We start from the raw sequence: 17,124 nt of genomic DNA, 5'->3' as shown, positions 1-17,124 counted from the left end.
GTGTCCGGGCTGCCGTCCGGCACCCGTGACGGTCCACTCGCGGTGGGTCAGCAGCCGATCCGGGTGGAGCCCATCGCCACGTCGTCGTACCAGAGGGTGTCGGCGCCGCCGCCGTAGCTCTCCCAGCCCAGCTTCAGGTCGGTGAGCTGCGGTCGCCAGGTGCGGTTGTACCACTGGCCGTCGATGTCGTGCGTCGGCACGCCGTCGGCGGTCAGCCCGGTCACGGCGACACCGTCCAGCCAGGTACGCAACTGGCCGGCGGAACCGTCCACCATGAACTCCAGGCAGGCCCAGCGGTTGGTGGGCAGCGGAACGCTCTGCGCCACCCCGGCCGGGCTCTGCTCGGGCAGCGTGGCGTCGTCGGAGGCGCGGTTCCACTGGAGTGCACCGTTCTGGCCGCCCAGCCGCAGATCGCGGTTGCCGTCTGCGGCGTCCGTCATGGTGATCATTGTGGTGTGGTCGGTGGGCTGGGCGGTGGTGTGCCGGACCCAGACCCGCGCGTACCGGACGCTGCCCAGGCCACTGAGGTTCTTCGTGGTCCGGACGAACACGTGGTTGCAGTACCCGGCCGCGCCGTTGATGCGGACCGCGCGGCTGCCGCTGTGCGTGGTGGACGTGTCGATGGTGGCCGTGCCGGCGCCGGAACAGTCCGGGCTCACCACGCTCCAGTCACCTGACGGCGTCGAGCCGGTCTGGTTCTCGAAGCCGTCGCAGAGCACCGCCCCCGCGCACCCGCTCGGCGGCGGGGTGGTCGGCGGTGGCGTCGTGGGCGGCGGGGTGGTCGGCGGAGCAGTCGTGGGCGGCGCGGTAGTGGGCGGCGGTGTGGTCGGCGGGGCGGTGGTCGGCACCGTCGTGGTGGGCGGCGGCGTGGTCGGGCCGGCGCCGTTGCACGGTACGCCGTTGAGGCTGAACCCGGTCGGCGCGCCGCCGGCGGTGCCGTACGTGCCCTGCACGCCGAACTCGGTCGAGCCGCCGGCCGGGATGCCGCCGTTGTACGACATGTTGCGGGCGGTCACCGTCGACCCGGACTGGCTCACCGTGGCGTTCCAGCCGTTCGTGACGCGCTCGTCCCCGGCGTACGTCCAGGTGACGGTCCAGCCGGACACGGCGGCGTCGCCCGGTGAGACCTTGATGTTCGCGGTGAACCCGCCGGGCCACTGGTTGGGTGTGTAGTCGACCCGGCAGCCCTGTGCTGCTGCGGCCGGGCCGGTGAGCAGGGCCGTACCGGCCGCGGTGACGGCGGCCAGCGCGGCGACGGCCGCCACGAACGGGGCGGGGCGGGCACGGAGAATCGTCATGGGAATTCCTTCGGCGTCGGACAGGGCGCAGCCGCGCGTCCTCGTCGGACGCGGCGGTGCGCGAGGGTGCGGCGCGGCGGTGCGCCACGGTGAATGGTCGATGCGTACGACCGATGTGCCCGGCTCGAAGGCGGCCCGGTCAGCCGCCGGGGTCCGGTTCTCGCGGACCTCGGCGGCGCCCGAGCCCAATCTATTTACCGTCGCCTATCCAATCAAGGGCTCCGCCCGCGCGGGCGCCCGTCATCCCGGATCGGCGCCCACGCCACTCAGCAGGGGTTGCCAGCCGTCGCGGTAGCGCACCCCACCGGGTCGCAGCCGGACCCGGTCGTGCGGCGTACCGGGCACCGGCTCGGTCCGGATCACCTGTGGCCGGTCCACCACGACGCAGACATCCTCGCCCGGCCACCACCAGCCGCAGGAGCGAGCCAGGTCGGCCCAGGTGTCCAGGTGCCCGGCATCCTCCCTCCCGTACCGGGCGAGGCCGAGCCGGCGCAGCACGTCGTAGTAGGCGATCCACGACGCGTCCTGCTGCCCGTACCAGCACACGGGCACCGGGCCGTCGCCTGCGAGCGCCGCACGCACCGGCAGGGAGAACCCGTGCGCGAGGCTGCGGTGCAGCGCCGCGCGTACCCCCTGGTGCAGGACGACGGCGAGCGGTACGCCGCCGTCGAACGCCCGCTGCGGCGCCAGCTCGGGCCACGGCTCCTTGGCCTTGCCCCGGCGCGCTGGCGTCAGCTCGGGATCGGTGTGCACGACGCCCGCGCTGAGCGCGCCCCGGAGCTGGGAGACGACCATGGCGATGTCGCTCGCCACCAGCGGCGTCCTGGGCGGCCGTACCGCCCGGATGCGCTCGTGGAGCCGGTCGAGGGTGGGCCACCCGCTGACCAGAGGCAGTGCCTTGGCCGGCGAGTCGACCCATTCGAACCGGGGTCGCGTCCGCGACGCCCTCGCGTAGACGGCGGTCAGGCAGCGCTCGGCGGTCTGCCGGTCGGCCGGCTGTGTGGACAGGGCGTGGCCGAGCCATTCCTGGCGGATCCGGACCGCCTGCTGCCACAGTTCGTGCGGGATCTTCGCGGCGTCGTCGCGCCGCGGGGAGGCGCTCATCGCGCCGGGGCGTCGCCGCCCTTCCGGTAGGAGATCATGGAACGACTCTGACCCATGTCGCGGCACCGCTCAAGCGAATTCCGGTCCTCCTCGGTCATCGCTCGTGGCCCGGCGTGGCGTCTCCAAGCCATATAGTGACCCTCGTGGACAGTGACCGTCTGACCCGACCCCCTGTCATCACCGCGCAGATGCTCATCCGCCGGCCCGCCGCCGAGGTCTTCCAGGCGTTCGCCGACCCGGCGGTGACGACGAGGTTCTGGTTCACCAGGAGCAGCGGCCGGCTGGAACCCGGTGCCGTCGTCACCTGGGACTGGGAGATGTACGGCGTCTCCACCGTCGTGACCGTCAAGGAGGTGGAGGAGAACCGCCGCATCCTGGCAGAATGGGATCCGGAGTCCCCCACCCAGGTCGAGTGGCGGTTCCTGCCGGGTGCGGACGACACCACGCTGGTCCGGATCACCGAGACCGGCTTCGCCGGCACCGCCGACCAGGCCGTGAGCAAGGCGATCGACTCGATGGGCGGGTTCACCATGGTCCTCTGCGCCGCCAAGGCGCTGCTGGAGCAGGGCGTGCTGCTGAACGCCGTCGGAGATGCCCACCCGTCCGGCTTCGAGGACTGACCGCGCCCGCCGCCACGCAACTGGCGTCCCGATCGTCCACCCGTGGCATCCGCCGCAGCCGCCGCCCGGCAGTCCGGTCAGGCGCCGGCCACCGGCACCGGCGTGAACAGGGGTGGCGCCGGATCGGCTGCCCGGATCGCGGCCACGAGTTGCGCCAGCTGCGGGTAGTCGCCGCGGGCCGCGCGGAGGAGGTGGTCCGCGCCGGCGTGGTTGCCGAGGTACGACTCGGCGGCGGCTCGCAGAAGAAGCGCGACGGCGCAGAGGTCGGCCTGTTCGCTACCGGGGCGGACGTCGAGAAGCAGTGACCGCGCATCCTCGGGCCGTTGGTTGAGCAGATGAGCCAGGCTCATCGCGATCCGGGCGGAGAACGCGTGCGGCTGTGTCCGCGCGGCGATCCGGGCGAGTTCCGCGATCTCCCGCACCTCCCGCTGTTCGACCGGCGAACCGGTCACCACGGCGGCGTACAGGTACCACAACCCGAACTGGACGCTCAGCACCTGGCCGATCGCGGCGGCGGCCGCGGGATCGGTGCTGCGCGCACGAGCCAGTGCCGCGAGCCGCTCGGCCTCCGTGACCAGTTCCGCCGACTGGGTGGGTTCCGTCATCAGCCTCTGCTGGTAGGCAGCGAGGGCCAGGAGCGGATCGCTGCCGGTGCGGGTCTGAATCCCGGCCCGGTGGACGGCATCACCCGCTCGGGCGACCGCCCGCAGTGCCCCGACCACCTCCTCCTGGTAGTAGCCCGCCCGCAGCCCGTCACGGGCGGCTGCCGGAGCGCGGAGCCAGCGGAGCAGGTTCTGACCGTCGCTGCGGGTCGAACGCCCCGGAAGGAGGTTGGTCAGGCCGAGCAGCGCCCCGACGAACGCGGCGCCGAGCAACGTCAACCGCACCAGCGCCGTACCGGTGGAGGCCGACGCGACGACGAGTGCCGTCGCGACGCACAGGTTGGTCAGCGGGCCGCCGAGATGGAACAGCACCATCCGCAGCGGCAGCGCCGCCGTCGACGGCGAAGGCCGGACCGCCACCTCGTTGCGCCAACCGTTGAAGGGCGCGATACGGACCGCGATGACCGGCAGACGCAGCAGCTTCGCCACGGCGAGGTGCCCGCACTCGTGCAGGACGAGGTGCAGCCACAACGACAGGCAGGTGAGGCCGGCGGCGACGACCGCACCCGCCACGGACTCGGTGACGAGCAACGCGAACGCCGCCGCCTCCACCGCCAGGAGGAGTGACACGGCGACCAGCCGACGGCGGAGCTTCACCGGGAGAGGGTACGGCCGGACAGGCGGCTGCTGGGGGACACGCACGCCCGGCATCACCACGACCATGCGGTCCGGCCTGATGCGACCGGAGCTGCGTGCCGAGGCCGACGCCTTCACGGCCGAGACCGTGCTGACGCTCCATTCTCGCTCCGAAGCCGTGTCACCCGGCATGCGTTGACGCCGGATGACACGCTTGCGCCGATGGATGCGTTCGTCTCACAGTTGCCGGCGCTGCTCGGTGTCGTCGTCGGTGCCCTCGGTACGGGTCTGGTGACCTTCCTGTCCACCAGAAGTCAGTGGAAGCGCGGTCAGTCCGTACGGTGGGACGAACGACGACTGGAGGCGTACGGCGAGTTCGCCCAGGTGCTCAAGGAGATCCAGGCGATCTCGCTGCGGGTTCTGGCCGCAGCGGACGGCGACAAGTACCGCTCAGGGTTGGACAAGGCCGCGGCGCTGCCCCGGCTCGCCGACGCGGACATCAGGCACACCCTCGCGTGGGAACGCCTGTTGCTGCTCGGGGACGCCGCCACGGTCGCCGCCGCGCAGGACTGGCGCGAGGCGGTCTGGCGGCTGGAGCACCGGGCCCGCGAGGTCGGGGAGACCACCGAGCCGCTGACCGACGTCTACCAGCAGGCCAACGCATGTCGTGATCGCTTCTATGACGCGGCTCGGCGCGGCCTGGGCGTGAGCGGCGGATCAGTCGCCCAGTCCGACCGCCTGCAGCAGCGCCTCGCGTCCCCTGAGAACCACCAGCCCACGTCCTCCGGCAGCTGATTCTGGACTTCGTACCCTCTCCGGCGCGATGAGTTCATGCGCCCCGGCCGGTCTGACCTGGTGTATCCGATCGGATGCGGAAAACCGGCAGACCGCCAGGAGGGACGAGAACCATGACCGTCGTCGACACCACTCCCCCGCCCGTCGCGCGCGGGTTGCACCGGACGCTGTGGGCGCTGCAAATCGTCCTCGGGGTCTTCCTCATCGTCGCCTCCGCCGGCCCCAAGCTGTTCGGCGAGACGAACGCGGTCCAGACCTTCGAGGACATGGGCGCCGCGCCCTGGTTCCGTTATCTCGTCGGCCTGCTGGAGCTGGCCGGTGGCATCGGGCTGCTCGTGCCTCGGCTGGCCGGCCTGGCCGCCGTCGGGCTGGCGCTGCTCATGGTCGGCGCCGCCATCACCCAGGCGTTCATCCTGCACGGCGGCGCGCTGGTGCTCACGCCCGTGGTGCTGTTCGCGCTGTTCGTGTTCATCGCGTGGGGCCGCCGCCACTCGATCCGCTCGCTCCTCGGGCGCTGATCAGGGGGTGCGCCGGTCGGACCGTCAGGGCGTCCAGCGCACCCCCGGGTTCACCCGCCCGAACCAGTCGAAGACGGCCATGTTGTCCCACTGGTTCCCGGTGCCGTTGATGTTCGCGGGGTCCCAGCCGTTGCCGCTGACGGCGTACCAGGTCGGCTCCCAGTAGAAGACACCGATCGCGCCGGCGTTGCGGGCGGTGTTCTGGACCCAGTCGAACTCCTGGGCCTGCCCGGCCCACGTCGCGCTGATGCCGTCGCAGGTCGCGTCGCCGATGGCGTTCGGCTCGCCGTCCGCGTCGGCCCGGGTGAAGGGGTACGCGGTCTCCACGATCACCACCGGCTTCCCGTAGCGGTTCCGCACGTCGACGATGTTGTTGTAGAGGTTCGCCAGGCTGCCGTGCCACATGCAGTAGTAGGACAGGGCCGTCATGTCCCACTGCACGCCCTGCGCACGGATGCCGTCGTAGAACCAGCGGGCGTTGGCGTTGCTGTCGGCGTTCGCGGTGTGGATCATCACGGGGATGCCGCCGCCGCACGCCTTCACCGCGTTGTAGCCCTGCTTCAGCAGCCCGGCCAGCGGGGCGAAGTCGTTGTTGACGACCTTGCCCTCGTTCCACAGCATCCCGACGTTGATCTCGTTGCCGATCTGCACGCTGTCCGGCAGGGTGCCCTGCCCGCGCAGGGCGGCGCAGACGTCGTAGGTGAAGGCGTACACGTCGTTGCGGAGCTGGCTGAGGCTGTGCCCGGCCCAGGCGGCGGGCTTGTACTGCTTGCCGGGGTCGGCCCAGGTGTCGGAGTAGTGGAAGTCGATCAGCACCTTGAGGCCCTTGGCCTTCGCCGCGCGTGCCTGGGCCAGCACCCTGCTCTTGTTGTTGTAGCCGCTGGCCGGGTTGTTCCAGACGCGCAGCCGGACGTAGTTGAGACCGACGGACCTGAGGATGTCCAGCGGGTCGCGGGCCACCCCGCCTGCGTCGTAGTACTTGGCGCCCAGGTCCAGGCTGCGCTGCAACGAGGAGACGTCGGCACCGCGCATGCTGAGCGTGTTCGCGGCGGCGACCGGCGCGGGCGTACCCCCGAATGTGGTGGTGAGGGCGAGGACGACGGCCGTGACGGCCCCGACCAGGGTGCGGCGGCGGTGGCGTGTGCTCACAGGACTTCCTCTCAGCCGACAGTGCAGGGAGCGCCGTTGAGCGAGAAGCCGGTCGGCGGCGCGTCGCTCGCGCTCCACCGCCCCTGGAAGCCGAAGGTCGCTGATCCGTTCCTCGCGATGACGCGGTTCCAGTCGGCGTTGCGGGCGGTCACGGCGGTGCCGGTCTGGCCGACTGTGGCGTTCCACGCGGTGGTGACCTGCTGGTCCCCGGGGAAGCCGAAGGTGACGATCCAGCCGTCGACAGGCGCCGTCCCGGTGTTCTGCACCGTCACCGTGGCGACGAAACCGCCCTGCCACTCGGACTGGTTCCGGTAGGTCACCCGGCAGGTCGAGGGCGGCGGGGGCGGCGGAGTAGACGTCGTGGGCACGGTGACCGTGTTGGACGCGATCGACACGTTGCCGGCCGCGTCGCGGGCCCGCACGTAGTACAGGGTGCGCAGCGGCGTCGGCGGGGGCAGCGCCGCCGTGTACGTCGTACCTGGCACGGTGGCGACGAGCGTCGAGGTGAACCAGCCGTCGAACCGGTAGACGTTGTACCCGAGCACGCCGACGTCGTCCGTCGACGGCGCCCAGGACAACGTGGCGGTCGAGGCGGTCACGTCGCCCACGGTGAGGTTCTGCGGGGCGCTCGGCGGGGTGGTGTCCGGGCCGGTGTCGGTCACCGGGGTGACCACCGTCAGCGCGTCGGTGGACGGCGAACGGCGGCCGTCGCCGTCGCGGGCCGACACCCGGAAGGAGTACTGCCGGCCCGGCTGGATGTAGCCGGTGATCGTGGCGGTGGTGACGTCACCGAGGCTGAGGCCGTAGACCACGTCGTCGAACGCCTGGTAGTACGTGATGTCGTACCCGACGACCGGGCAGCAGCCGCGCGTGGCGGCCGTCCAGGTGAGGGTGACCGACGTGCTCCGTACCCGGGTGGCGGTCAGGTTGGTGGGCGCGCTCGGCGGGAACGGCGTGGTGCTGGGCGGGTCGGGCGTCCCGGGCGTCGACGTGGGCGACGGTGCGGTCCCGGTCGGCTCCGCGGCGGGCACCGCGGCGCCGCCGGGCGCCGGCGCGGCAGCGGGGTACGCGGTGCCGGCGCCGGCCGACGGCGCGGCGATCAGTGCGGTGCCGAGCACCGCGGCGGACAGCACGACGGCGGCCGGCAGACCCGGCCGCAGGCGGCGCAGAAGCGAGGACGAGAAGACGGCGGCCATGGGTAGACGATGCCCGCAACGTATCGATGATCGCCAACATGTCCCACACCTCGGCCGGTACGGCAGCCGTGCGGCGGAACCTCCACCTCATTCGTTGTTTTGCGCCGCTTATGTCGGCTATCAGCCACAATCGGGACGACAGGGTGAGCCGCTGCGGAACGGCCACCGCACGCACGAGCGGCTGGACGGGAAGCGGCGATGGCCACCTTCGAGTACCGCTGCCCGCAGGACGGCAGCTTCGACGTCGTGATGCCGGTCGGCACCGCGGGCCCGTCGGCGAGCTGCCCCCGGTGCGGGTCTCCGGCGACACGCGTGTTCTCCCCGCCGGGGCTCGCCCGCATGCCGGCGGCGCTGCGTGAGGCCGTGGACCGGACCGAGCGCAGCGCGGAACAGCCGGAGGTGGTCGGGCGGGTGCCCGGCCGTCGCCCGGCGCGCCGCTCGACGAACCCGGCCCACGCCCGCCTGCCCCGATGGTGACCACGAGAAGGGCTCGACACCGTGCCTGAACTGCTGTTCTCTCTCGACTCCACGAAGAGGTTCACCGACCAGGAGAAGGTCGGGCACAACCGCTGGCATCCCGACGTCCCGCCCGTGGCGGCGGTACGGCCCGGACAGTCGTTCCGTGTCCACTGCCGTGAGTGGTTCGACGGCGCGATCCACAACGACGACTCCGCCGAGGACATCCGGGACGCTCCGCTGACCCGGGTGCACGCTCTCAGCGGCCCGTTCGCCGTCGAGGGCGCCGAGCCGGGCGACCTGCTCATGGTCGACATCCTCGACATGGGCCCGATCCCCCAGGAGTCCGGTCCGCTGGCCGGGCAGGGCTGGGGTTACACGGGCATCTTCCCCACCGGCAACGGCGGCGGCTTCCTGACCGAGCAGTTCCCCGATGCCTACAAGGCGGTCTGGGACTTCACCGGCCGCAAGGCCACCTCCCGGCACATCCCCGGCGTCTCGTTCACCGGGATATCCCACCCCGGGCTGATGGGCACCGCCCCGTCCGCGTCGCTGCTCGCGACCTGGAACCAGCGGGAGGGGGCGCTGATCGCCACCGCACCCGACCGGGTGCCGCCCCTGGCCCTGCCTCCCGAACCGCAGGACGCGATCCTCGGCAGCCTCACCGGCGCCGAGTTCGACCGGGTGGCCGCGGAGGCGGCGCGAACCGCGCCGCCCCGGGAGAACGGCGGGAACCAGGACATCAAGAACTTCACCGTCGGCAGCCGGGTCTTCTACCCGGTGTACGTGCCGGGTGCCAACCTGTCCCTCGGCGACCTGCACTTCTCCCAGGGCGACGGAGAGATCACCTTCTGCGGCGCCATCGAGATGGGCGGCTTCGTCGACCTGCACGTCGACCTGATCAAGAACGGCACGCAGACGTACGGCGTCACCGAGAACACGATCTTCATGCCGGGTGACACACCGCCGCAGTTCTCCCAGTGGCTGGCCTTCTCCGGGCTCTCCGTCACCCTCGACGGCGAACAGCGGTACCTCGACTCGCAGCTCGCCTACCAGCGCGCCTGCCTGCACGCCATCGACTACCTGACCCGCTTCGGCTACCAGCCGGAACAGGCGTACCTGCTGCTCGGTGCCGCACCCATCGAGGGCCGGCTCTCCGGGGTGGTGGACATCCCCAACTCCTGCGCGACCGTCTACCTGCCCACCGCGATCTTCGACTTCGACATCCGCCCCTCGGCCGCCGGTCCGACCCGGATCGATCCGGGCAAGGGCGCCCCGAAGGCCACCATGAGCAGGTGAGCACGTCACCGTTGCGGCCCGGCCGGGCTGATCACCGGGCGGGCGGACGTCCGAGGCTCCGCGCCGCGCGGGGCACGGGGATGCCGACGGTACGCCGCATGGCGGCGGCGCGACCCGGCGTGTAGCCGTACTCCCGGGCGAAGGCGGAGATGAACGCGGACGCGCTGGCGTACCCGATGCGGCGGGCGACCTCGCCGACCGGCCGGGTCTCCAGCAGCGCCAGCGACGCGCGCAGGCGCAACTTGGTGCGCCACTGCGAGTACGACATGCCGAACTCACGGTCGAAGTCGCGTTGCAGCGTCTTGACGCTGACGTGCAGGCGGTCGGCCCACTCGGCGAGTCCGGTGGTGTCACCCGGGTCGTGGGCCAGGGCCGTGGCGACCGCCACCGCGACGCCCGTACCGCCGGACTGCCGGTCGTCGGTGTCGGACCGGGGGGCGAGGCCGGCCATGATGCGGCTACGCGCGCCGGGGGCGTCGCGTTCGTCGTACCCGGCGGTGGTGAGCGCGAGCACGAGGCGAGCGGCCTCGGCGTCGATGGCAGCGACGCCGGCCCGCAGCCCGTCGAGGGCTGCGGGCACCTCGCGCAGGCAGACCCGGTAGACGGTCTGCCGGTCCGCCGCGTGCACCTCGTGGGTCACGGCCCGGTGCACCCAGAAGACCTCGTCCGGTCCGAGGAAGGCGGTGTGCCGGCCGTGGCGGGCGGAGAGCAGACCGTCGGGTGACCAGTAGAACTGGTGCAGGAAGTCCTCGCGGTTCTCGGCGAACGTCAGCCGGGTCGCCGACCGGTAGCGCAGGACGAGGATGCCGTCCGGGCGGCCGAGGCCGTAGCCGAACTCCTGGCAGCTGAGCGGATCCGCCGTGATCGGGCCGGTGACCATCACGCTCTGACCTCTCCCCGACATCGGTTGACCTCTGGGCGACATTCCGCCCGCGCTAGTAAGGCTAGCCTTAGCTCTGCAGCCCAGCGGGGTTGCGCCTCTGTTGTGAGACCCCGAAGGAACTGGCACATGTCCGTACGACAGCACTGGCGCGTGATCGCTGCCGCCGCGGTGACGCTCGCCATGGTCACCGGTTGCGGATCCGACGGCGGCGACTCCGCCGCGAAGTCCGGCGACGCCGCGACCCGCGTCTTCGCCGCCGACAACGGTGAGATCACGATCCCGGTCGACCCCCAGCGGGTCGTCGCCACCGGCTACGCGGTGCCGGTCCTGATCGAGGCGGACGCCGCCCTGGTGGGGATCTCCAGCTGGAAGCGCGGCCTGGCGCTGATGACCGAGCAGGACCGGGCCACCTACGATCGGCTGCCGAAGGTCGCCGGCGAGGCGGCCGCCGAGACCAACTACGAGGCCGTCGCCGCCGCCAAGCCGGACCTCATCGTGATCGGGGTACCGAAGCCGGCTCTCGGCAGCATCGACATGAAGCGGCTGGAGAGCATCGCACCCGTCGTCGCGATCGGACCCACCACGCCCGCCGCCTGGCGCGAGCTGTCCCGCCGGCAGGCCGACGCCGCCGGCCGCAGCACGAACTTCGAGGCGGCAAAGGAGGCGTACGACAAGAGGGCCGCGGAACTGAAGGACAAGTACGGCACCGCCCTCGCCGGCCTGAAGTTCGGGCACGTGGGCAGCTACGGCGAAATCGCCAAGGGCACCTTCCATCGCGAGTTCGCCGGCTCGTGGGGCACCAACATCGCGCAGGACGTGGGCGTCACCTACTACGGCGAGGTCAAGGAGAAGGGCGGCGGCGGCCTCGACGTCACCGAGTACCCGGCGATCGAGGAACTGCCGACGAGCCTCGGCGAGGCGGACGCCATCACGTACACGCTCCAGCCCGACGGCACCCCCGCCGAGGCGGTGAAGCAGGTGCTCGACTCCGCGCTGTGGAAGAACCTGCCGGCGGTCAAGGCGGGCCGGGTGTTCGGGTTGCGGTACACGGAGGCGGCCACGTACGAGTCGGCCCTGCGGACGCTCGACTCCGTCGACAAGGCATTCGCGCCGCTGCCGGCCCGATGACAGTCGACCGTCACGACCCGGCCGGCCGGGTCGCCGACCACCACCGCGCAGGAAGTGGCACGGTCCGGATCGGCTACCCGATCGGCGTACGCGAGGTCCGGGTCGTCGCCCGCCGGAGGCTGACCCCGCGCATGCTGCGGCTGACCCTCGGCGGCCCGGCCCTCGCCGGCTTCCACACCTACCAGGCCGACGACCACGTCAAGCTCGTCTTCCCGGATCCGGACGGCACCCGGCGCGATCCCGTACCGGACGGGCGGGGCATGCTCGACTGGCCCCGCCCGCTGCCGCCCACCCGCAAGTACACGGTGCGCCGCTACGATCCCGCCACCTGCCAGATCGACCTGGACTTCGTGCTGCACGACGGCGGTGTCGCGTCGGCGTGGGCGGACGCGGCGGCGGTGGGCGACCAGGTGACGATCGCGGGCCCGCCCGGCGCGAAGGCGTTCCCGCACAGCTACGACCACTACGTCTTCGCCGTCGACGCCACCGCCCTGCCGGCCGTCGCCAGGTGGCTGGAGGAGTCCCCGGCCGACGTGTCGGCGCACGTCGTCGCCGAGGTCGACGACCCGGCCGAGCGGGACTACCCGCTGGCCGCGCGGGACGGGGTGGCGGTGACGTGGCTGGTGCGCGGGGCGACCGGGTCCACGCTCGCGCAGCAGGTGGGATCGCTGCGCCTGCCGGCCGGGCGGGCGTTCCTCTTCGCGGCGGGCGAGGCGAACGACATCAGGCCGCTGCGGGCCTGGAGCGCCGGGCGCCTCGACTCGCTGATCACCGGGTACTGGAAGCGCGGAGTCGCCGGGCTTGAAGACTGACCTGTCCCGCCGGGCGGCGTTCCTGCTGGTGTCCGCCGCGTTGCTCGTCGTCGCGGCGGGCGCGAGCATGGCGGTGGGCGCGCGACCGGTCGCGCCGGTCGAGGTGTGGCGCGCGCTGACCGGCTTCGCCGCCACGACGGACCATCTCGTCGTACGCGACATCCGGCTGCCCCGCACGATCCTCGGCGTCTGCGTCGGCGCCGCCCTCGGCGCGGCCGGGGTGCTGATCCAGACACTGACCCGCAACCCGCTGGCCGAGCCCGGCATCCTCGGTGTGACCGCCGGGGCCGGCTTCGCGATCAACCTGGGTGTGCTGGCGGGCGTCGCCGGGTCGCAGGCCGGCCAGCTCGTGCTCGCGGTGGCCGGCTCCGCGCTCGCCGCAGTCGCCGTCTACGCCGTCGGACGGACCTCACCGCTGCGGCTGGTCCTGGCCGGCGTCGCGCTGAGCTGGGTGCTGATGGGCGTCTCGCTCGGGCTGCGGCTGGGCTTCCCCGACGTCTTCGACAGGTACCGGTTCTGGTCGGTCGGGGCGCTGGCCGGCGCCGAGCGGACGCCGCTGGTGCTGCCCGTGCTGGTGACTGTGGCCGCCCTGGCCGCCGCGATGGTGGCGACCCGGCCGTTGAACGCGCTCGCCCTCGGCGAGGACGTCGCCCACTCGCTCGGCGCGCACGTGACGCGGACCCGGGTCGTCGTCCTGGTGCTCGTCACGCTGCTCACCGGCGTCGCCACCGCGGTCGCCGGCCCGATCGCGTTCGTCGGGCTGATGGTTCCGCACCTGGCGCGGCGGCTGGCCGTCGACTCGATCCCGTGGATCATGGCGTACTCGATGCTGCTCGGACCGGTCCTGCTGCTCGTCGCGGACGTCGGCTCACGGATCCTGCTGCCCACGGGCGAGGTCCCGGTGTCGATCGTCACCGCCTTCCTGGGGGCTCCGGTGCTGATCTGGGCCGTCCGCCGCTACGGGGCGGCGACGCTGTGAGCACCGTTAGGCTGCGGGCGGGACGGTTCGCGGTCGAGGTCGAACGGCGTCCGGCCGTCGCCTCGGCGGGGCTCGTCACGGCCGCGGCGGTCCTCGCGCTGCTGTCCCTGAGCCACGGGCCGGAGTGGGCGACCCCGGCGGAGGTGTTCGACGCCCTGTTCCGGGGTGGCGACGCGACGTACGTGATCCGCCAGTGGCGGCTCCCCCGGGTGGCCGCGGCGCTGGTCTTCGGCGCCTCGCTGGGCCTGGCCGGGGCGGTCTTCCAGAACCTGACCCGCAACGCGCTGGGCAGCCCCGACGTGATCGGTCTCGACGCGGGCGCGTACACCGGCGCGCTCGTCGCGATCACTGTGCTGAACGGCACCGCCGGGCAGCTCGCGGCCGGGTCGGTGGCGGGCGGGCTGCTCGCCGCCGCGCTCATCTACCTGCTCTCGCTGGACTCCGGGCTCAGCGGCGTCCGGCTGGTCGTCATCGGCATCGCCGTCAACGCGATGCTGACCGCGCTCAACTCCTGGATCGTGCTGCGGGCCGAGATCGACGTGGCGCTCGCCGCGACCGGGTGGAACGCCGGCTCGCTCAACGGCGTCGACTGGGCCGAGGTGCGGCTCCCGTTCGCCGTCATCGGTCTATTCGCCCTGCTGCTCGTCGTGATCTCGCACGCCATGCACCAGGCGGCGCTGGGCGACGAGATCGCGCGGACCACCGGCGTACGCCTGGGCCGGCTCCGCCTGCTTCTGGTCCTGGCCGGCGTGGGCTGCACCGCGACGGTGACAGCGGTGGCCGGGCCGATCGTGTTCATCGCGCTCGCCGCGCCGCAGATCGGCCGGCGGCTCGCGCGGGCCGCAGGCGTACCCCTGGTACCGGCGGCGCTGACCGGCGCGGTGCTGCTGCTCGCCGCGGACCTCGTCGCGCAGCTGCTGCTCGCACCGGTCGCGCTGCCGGTCGGCGTGGTCACCACGGCGATCGGTGGCTGCTATCTCATCTGGCTGCTCGGCATGGAGGTGAAACGACGGTGACCAGCCGTCTGACCGCGCAGGACGTCACGCTCGGCTACGGCGAGCGGGTGGTGTCGACGCGGGTGAGCCTGGCCGTGCCGGACGGCGCGTTCACGGCGATCGTCGGTCCCAACGCCTGTGGGAAGTCGACGCTGCTGAAGGCGTTCGTCCGGCTGCTCACGCCGGCCTCGGGCGCGGTACGCCTCGACGGCCGGAACGTCGCCGGGCACCGGCCGAAGCCGTTCGCCCGCCAGGTCGGCTTCCTACCCCAGGGCCTCGTCGCGCCGGAGAACATCATCGTCCGGCGGCTCGTCGCCCGGGGCCGCTACCCGCACCAGTCCCTGCTCGGCGCGGGCGGCGCCGCCGACGAGGAGGCCGTCCGGTCGGCGATGGCGGTGGCAGGCGTCACCGACCTGGCCGAGCGGCCCGTGGAGGAACTCTCCGGCGGGCAACGGCAACGGGTCTGGATCGCCATGGTGCTGGCGCAGGAGACGCCGTACCTGCTGCTCGACGAGCCCACCACGTTCCTCGACATCACGCACCAGTACGAGCTGCTCGCGCTGTTCGCACGGCTGCGCGACGAGGGACGCACGGTCGTGGCCGTACTGCACGACATCAACCAGGCGTGCCGGTTCGCCGATCACATCGTGGCGATGAAGGCCGGCCGGATCGTCGCGCAGGGACCGCCGGCCGACGTGGTGGACGCCGGCCTCATGCGGGAGGTCTTCGGTCTGCCCAGCGTGGTGATGCCGAACCCGGTCACCGGCACGCCGATGGTGGTGCCGACCGTGTAGCGGGAAACCCTCCCCGATGTGCCAGAGTCGACCTGAGCCGGCCGGGCGGCTCGGGGAACCGGTACGACGAGAGGACGGGACACCTGATGCAGAAGTCATCGCTGACCGCACTGGCCCGCGAGCAGCTGAAGCTCGCGCACACCTCATCCAGCGGCCGCAGCAGCTCCACCGTCTACGGCGGACACGAGCACAAGCTCCGCCAGACGATGATCGCGCTGGCCGCCGGCCAGATGCTCGGCGAGCACGAGAACCCCGGCGAGGCCACCGTCCACGTCCTGCACGGCCGGGTCCGGCTCGGCGCGGGCGAGACGTCCTGGGACGGCGCACCCGGCGATCTGCTGATCGTGCCGGACCGCCGGCACACGCTGGAGGCGCTCGAGGACTCTGCGGTGCTGCTCACCGTCGTCAAGCACTGACGACGCGACCCGGTCTGTCGATCCTTGCCGGGCGGTCCGGCCGTGGCCGGACCGCCCGTCTGTCGGTCAGGCGCGGGTGCGCTGTTGCAGCCGGGTCCAGACGACCGCCCCAACTGCCATGAGGACCGCGACGACCAGGGACGGCAGCGCGTCGGGCCGGCGCAGCAGTTCCCCCGTCAACCCGGCGTTGTCCAGTTGGTAGAGCGTACCCAGGAGGAGGGTGGGAACGACGGCGATCAGCAGCCGCTGGTCGGCCGTCGCCACCCACAGGAAGGCGGCCACCCCGGCGATCACCATGACGGCGGCGACGATCCGCGGAACCGCGTCGACCATGCGGAGACCGCCCGCGGGAATCAGGTGCAGGGCGAGGACGCCGGCGGTGACCAGGACGGCGTTGGCCCGGGGCGCCGGCGGCACGTCCGCCGGGCGCCGCAGGCCCAGCACGATCAGCGGCGCGGCGACGACCGGCGCCCACCACTGCGGCAGGCCGTTGAGGAACAGGTACGGCGAGATCAGGCTCGGCACCACCGCCGCGGTCACCGCCAGGACGGCAGCGGTGCGGGCACGGCCCGCGACGAGCGCCACCAGCGCGGCGGTCAGCACGACCTCGTGGACGCCCTGGTTGCGCAGGACGGTCACGGGATCCGCGAGCCCGCCGTACTGCAACGCCTCGACGATGTCGTCCAGGCCGATGAGGACACCCAGCGCCAGCACCGCCAGGGCGCCGAGGTGGAGGCCCTGCCAGAACAGCACGGCGGTGGGACGGCCGGCGGTGCTGCCGCCGTACACCCGCAGGCCGCCCCGGACGAGCAAGGCCGCCTCCCGGGCGCTGGGCCAGCGGCGGGTGGTGGGTTCGTCGCCGATCAGCGTGTCGATCAGCTCGTCGGCGCGTTCGCGTCGGTAGCCGGCCGGGTAGGCCCGCAGCAGCATGCGGTAACGCTTCTCCAGGACATCGGAACTCATGCGGGTCTGATCCTCACGGTGGAAGGGTGACGGGCACTTGCCTGCGATGCGACCCGGCGCGGCAGGCGGTCCATGACCACCCGGGCGGCCTGGGCGAGCCGGTCGGCCTCTTCGGTGAGTACGCGACAGCCCTCGTCGGTGAGCCGGTAGTAGCGACGGGCACGCCCGTTGACGATCTCCTCACCGTCGGCGGTGACGAGGCCCTCGCCGAGCAACCGGTCGATCACCGAGTACAGCGATCCGGCGGCGAGGGTCACCCGCCCGCCGGACAGCTCGGTCACCCGCTTGATCACGGCGTAACCGTGGAGCGGCCCGCCGAGCAGGGCGGCGAGGACGAAGTACGACGGTTCCCGTAGCGCGGGACGCGATGCCGATCCCATGAGCCGAATATACAACCTAGTTGAGTATACGTCCAAGGTGAATGTGCACAGTGGCAGGCGCGACACCGACAGGCGGTCCCCCCGCACCGGCGTCTTCTGTC

General features: G+C 72.3%; 19 protein-coding genes. 11 read left to right on the top strand and 8 right to left on the bottom strand.

Annotation, left to right across the window (positions count from 1 at the left end):
- Nucleotides 1–47: 47 nt before the first annotated feature.
- Nucleotides 48–1,298, bottom strand: coding sequence for a cellulose-binding domain-containing protein (locus tag NMK34_RS10405; RefSeq protein ID WP_318333197.1), 1,251 nt, complete (start codon nt 1,296–1,298; stop codon nt 48–50).
- Nucleotides 1,299–1,538: 240 nt separating this feature from the next.
- Nucleotides 1,539–2,402, bottom strand: coding sequence for a DUF6745 domain-containing protein (locus NMK34_RS10400; RefSeq protein WP_318333196.1), 864 nt, complete (start codon nt 2,400–2,402; stop codon nt 1,539–1,541).
- A 188-nt stretch (nt 2,403–2,590) separates the two neighbouring features.
- Between NMK34_RS10400 and NMK34_RS10395 the strand changes: the two genes are divergently transcribed.
- Nucleotides 2,591–3,022, top strand: coding sequence for an SRPBCC family protein (locus NMK34_RS10395; RefSeq protein WP_412098947.1), 432 nt, complete (start codon nt 2,591–2,593; stop codon nt 3,020–3,022).
- Between the two features lie 77 nt (nt 3,023–3,099).
- Here the strand turns inward: NMK34_RS10395 and NMK34_RS10390 are convergent, their stop codons facing one another.
- A complete protein-coding gene (locus NMK34_RS10390; RefSeq protein WP_318333194.1) occupies nt 3,100–4,281 on the bottom strand; it encodes a hypothetical protein in 1,182 nt (393 codons plus the stop codon).
- A 201-nt stretch (nt 4,282–4,482) separates the two neighbouring features.
- On the opposite strand from NMK34_RS10390, the gene NMK34_RS10385 reads away from it, so the two are divergent.
- The gene (locus NMK34_RS10385; protein ID WP_318333193.1) at nt 4,483–5,055 is read left to right on the top strand and encodes a hypothetical protein; all 573 of its coding nucleotides are present in this window, start codon (nt 4,483–4,485) and stop codon (nt 5,053–5,055) included.
- A gap of 113 nt (nt 5,056–5,168) precedes the next feature.
- Entirely contained in the window at nt 5,169–5,573 is a 405-nt protein-coding gene (locus NMK34_RS10380) for a DoxX family protein (protein ID WP_318333192.1), read from the top strand.
- A 24-nt stretch (nt 5,574–5,597) separates the two neighbouring features.
- Here NMK34_RS10380 and NMK34_RS10375 read toward each other — a convergent pair whose 3' ends face one another.
- Entirely contained in the window at nt 5,598–6,722 is a 1,125-nt protein-coding gene (locus NMK34_RS10375) for an arabinogalactan endo-beta-1,4-galactanase (protein WP_318333191.1), read from the bottom strand.
- Between the two features lie 11 nt (nt 6,723–6,733).
- On the bottom strand, nt 6,734–7,918 hold the full coding sequence (locus tag NMK34_RS10370) for a cellulose binding domain-containing protein (RefSeq protein ID WP_318333190.1): 1,185 nt from the start codon (nt 7,916–7,918) through the stop codon (nt 6,734–6,736).
- 198 nt (nt 7,919–8,116) lie between these two features.
- Here NMK34_RS10370 and NMK34_RS10365 point away from each other — a divergent pair, with 198 nt between their 5' ends.
- Together NMK34_RS10365 and fmdA are read left to right on the top strand one after the other, a co-directional pair.
- Complete coding sequence (locus tag NMK34_RS10365; protein ID WP_318333189.1) at nt 8,117–8,395, top strand: FmdB family zinc ribbon protein; 279 nt, start codon at nt 8,117–8,119, stop codon at nt 8,393–8,395.
- Between the two features lie 21 nt (nt 8,396–8,416).
- Nucleotides 8,417–9,673, top strand: coding sequence for a formamidase (fmdA, locus tag NMK34_RS10360; RefSeq protein ID WP_318333188.1), 1,257 nt, complete (start codon nt 8,417–8,419; stop codon nt 9,671–9,673).
- A 31-nt stretch (nt 9,674–9,704) separates the two neighbouring features.
- On the opposite strand, the gene NMK34_RS10355 is transcribed toward fmdA, so the two are convergent.
- The gene (locus NMK34_RS10355) at nt 9,705–10,577 is read right to left on the bottom strand and encodes a helix-turn-helix transcriptional regulator (RefSeq protein WP_318333187.1); all 873 of its coding nucleotides are present in this window, start codon (nt 10,575–10,577) and stop codon (nt 9,705–9,707) included.
- A 105-nt stretch (nt 10,578–10,682) separates the two neighbouring features.
- Here NMK34_RS10355 and NMK34_RS10350 point away from each other — a divergent pair, with 105 nt between their 5' ends.
- From NMK34_RS10350 to NMK34_RS10325, 6 genes are all read left to right on the top strand, one after another.
- Nucleotides 10,683–11,684: an ABC transporter substrate-binding protein gene (locus tag NMK34_RS10350; RefSeq protein ID WP_318333186.1), complete on the top strand. Its 1,002-nt coding sequence runs from the start codon at nt 10,683–10,685 to the stop codon at nt 11,682–11,684.
- The gene (locus tag NMK34_RS10345; protein WP_318333185.1) at nt 11,681–12,496 is read left to right on the top strand and encodes a siderophore-interacting protein; all 816 of its coding nucleotides are present in this window, start codon (nt 11,681–11,683) and stop codon (nt 12,494–12,496) included. Before NMK34_RS10350 ends, NMK34_RS10345 begins: the two co-directional genes overlap by 4 nt.
- On the top strand, nt 12,486–13,475 hold the full coding sequence (locus NMK34_RS10340; protein ID WP_318333184.1) for a FecCD family ABC transporter permease: 990 nt from the start codon (nt 12,486–12,488) through the stop codon (nt 13,473–13,475). The genes NMK34_RS10345 and NMK34_RS10340 overlap by 11 nt, the downstream gene beginning before the upstream one ends.
- Nucleotides 13,472–14,491, top strand: a complete 1,020-nt coding sequence (locus NMK34_RS10335; protein ID WP_318333183.1) for a FecCD family ABC transporter permease — start codon at nt 13,472–13,474, stop codon at nt 14,489–14,491. The genes NMK34_RS10340 and NMK34_RS10335 overlap by 4 nt, the downstream gene beginning before the upstream one ends.
- Nucleotides 14,488–15,264, top strand: coding sequence for an ABC transporter ATP-binding protein (locus NMK34_RS10330; RefSeq protein WP_318333182.1), 777 nt, complete (start codon nt 14,488–14,490; stop codon nt 15,262–15,264). The genes NMK34_RS10335 and NMK34_RS10330 overlap by 4 nt, the downstream gene beginning before the upstream one ends.
- 86 nt (nt 15,265–15,350) lie before the next feature.
- Nucleotides 15,351–15,680 (top strand): cupin domain-containing protein, encoded by a 330-nt coding sequence (locus tag NMK34_RS10325; protein ID WP_318333181.1) that lies wholly within the window; start codon nt 15,351–15,353, stop codon nt 15,678–15,680.
- A 66-nt stretch (nt 15,681–15,746) separates the two neighbouring features.
- Here the strand turns inward: NMK34_RS10325 and NMK34_RS10320 are convergent, their stop codons facing one another.
- A complete protein-coding gene (locus tag NMK34_RS10320) occupies nt 15,747–16,643 on the bottom strand; it encodes a hypothetical protein (protein ID WP_318333180.1) in 897 nt (298 codons plus the stop codon).
- Complete coding sequence (locus tag NMK34_RS10315; RefSeq protein WP_135239087.1) at nt 16,640–17,023, bottom strand: PadR family transcriptional regulator; 384 nt, start codon at nt 17,021–17,023, stop codon at nt 16,640–16,642. The genes NMK34_RS10320 and NMK34_RS10315 overlap by 4 nt, the downstream gene beginning before the upstream one ends.
- Nucleotides 17,024–17,124: the final 101 nt, after the last annotated feature.

Origin of the sequence: Micromonospora sp. BRA006-A (assembly GCF_033433935.1) — a bacterium.
Classification (GTDB): domain Bacteria; phylum Actinomycetota; class Actinomycetes; order Mycobacteriales; family Micromonosporaceae; genus Micromonospora; species Micromonospora aurantiaca.
This window is presented reverse-complemented; position numbering and strand designations above follow the sequence as displayed.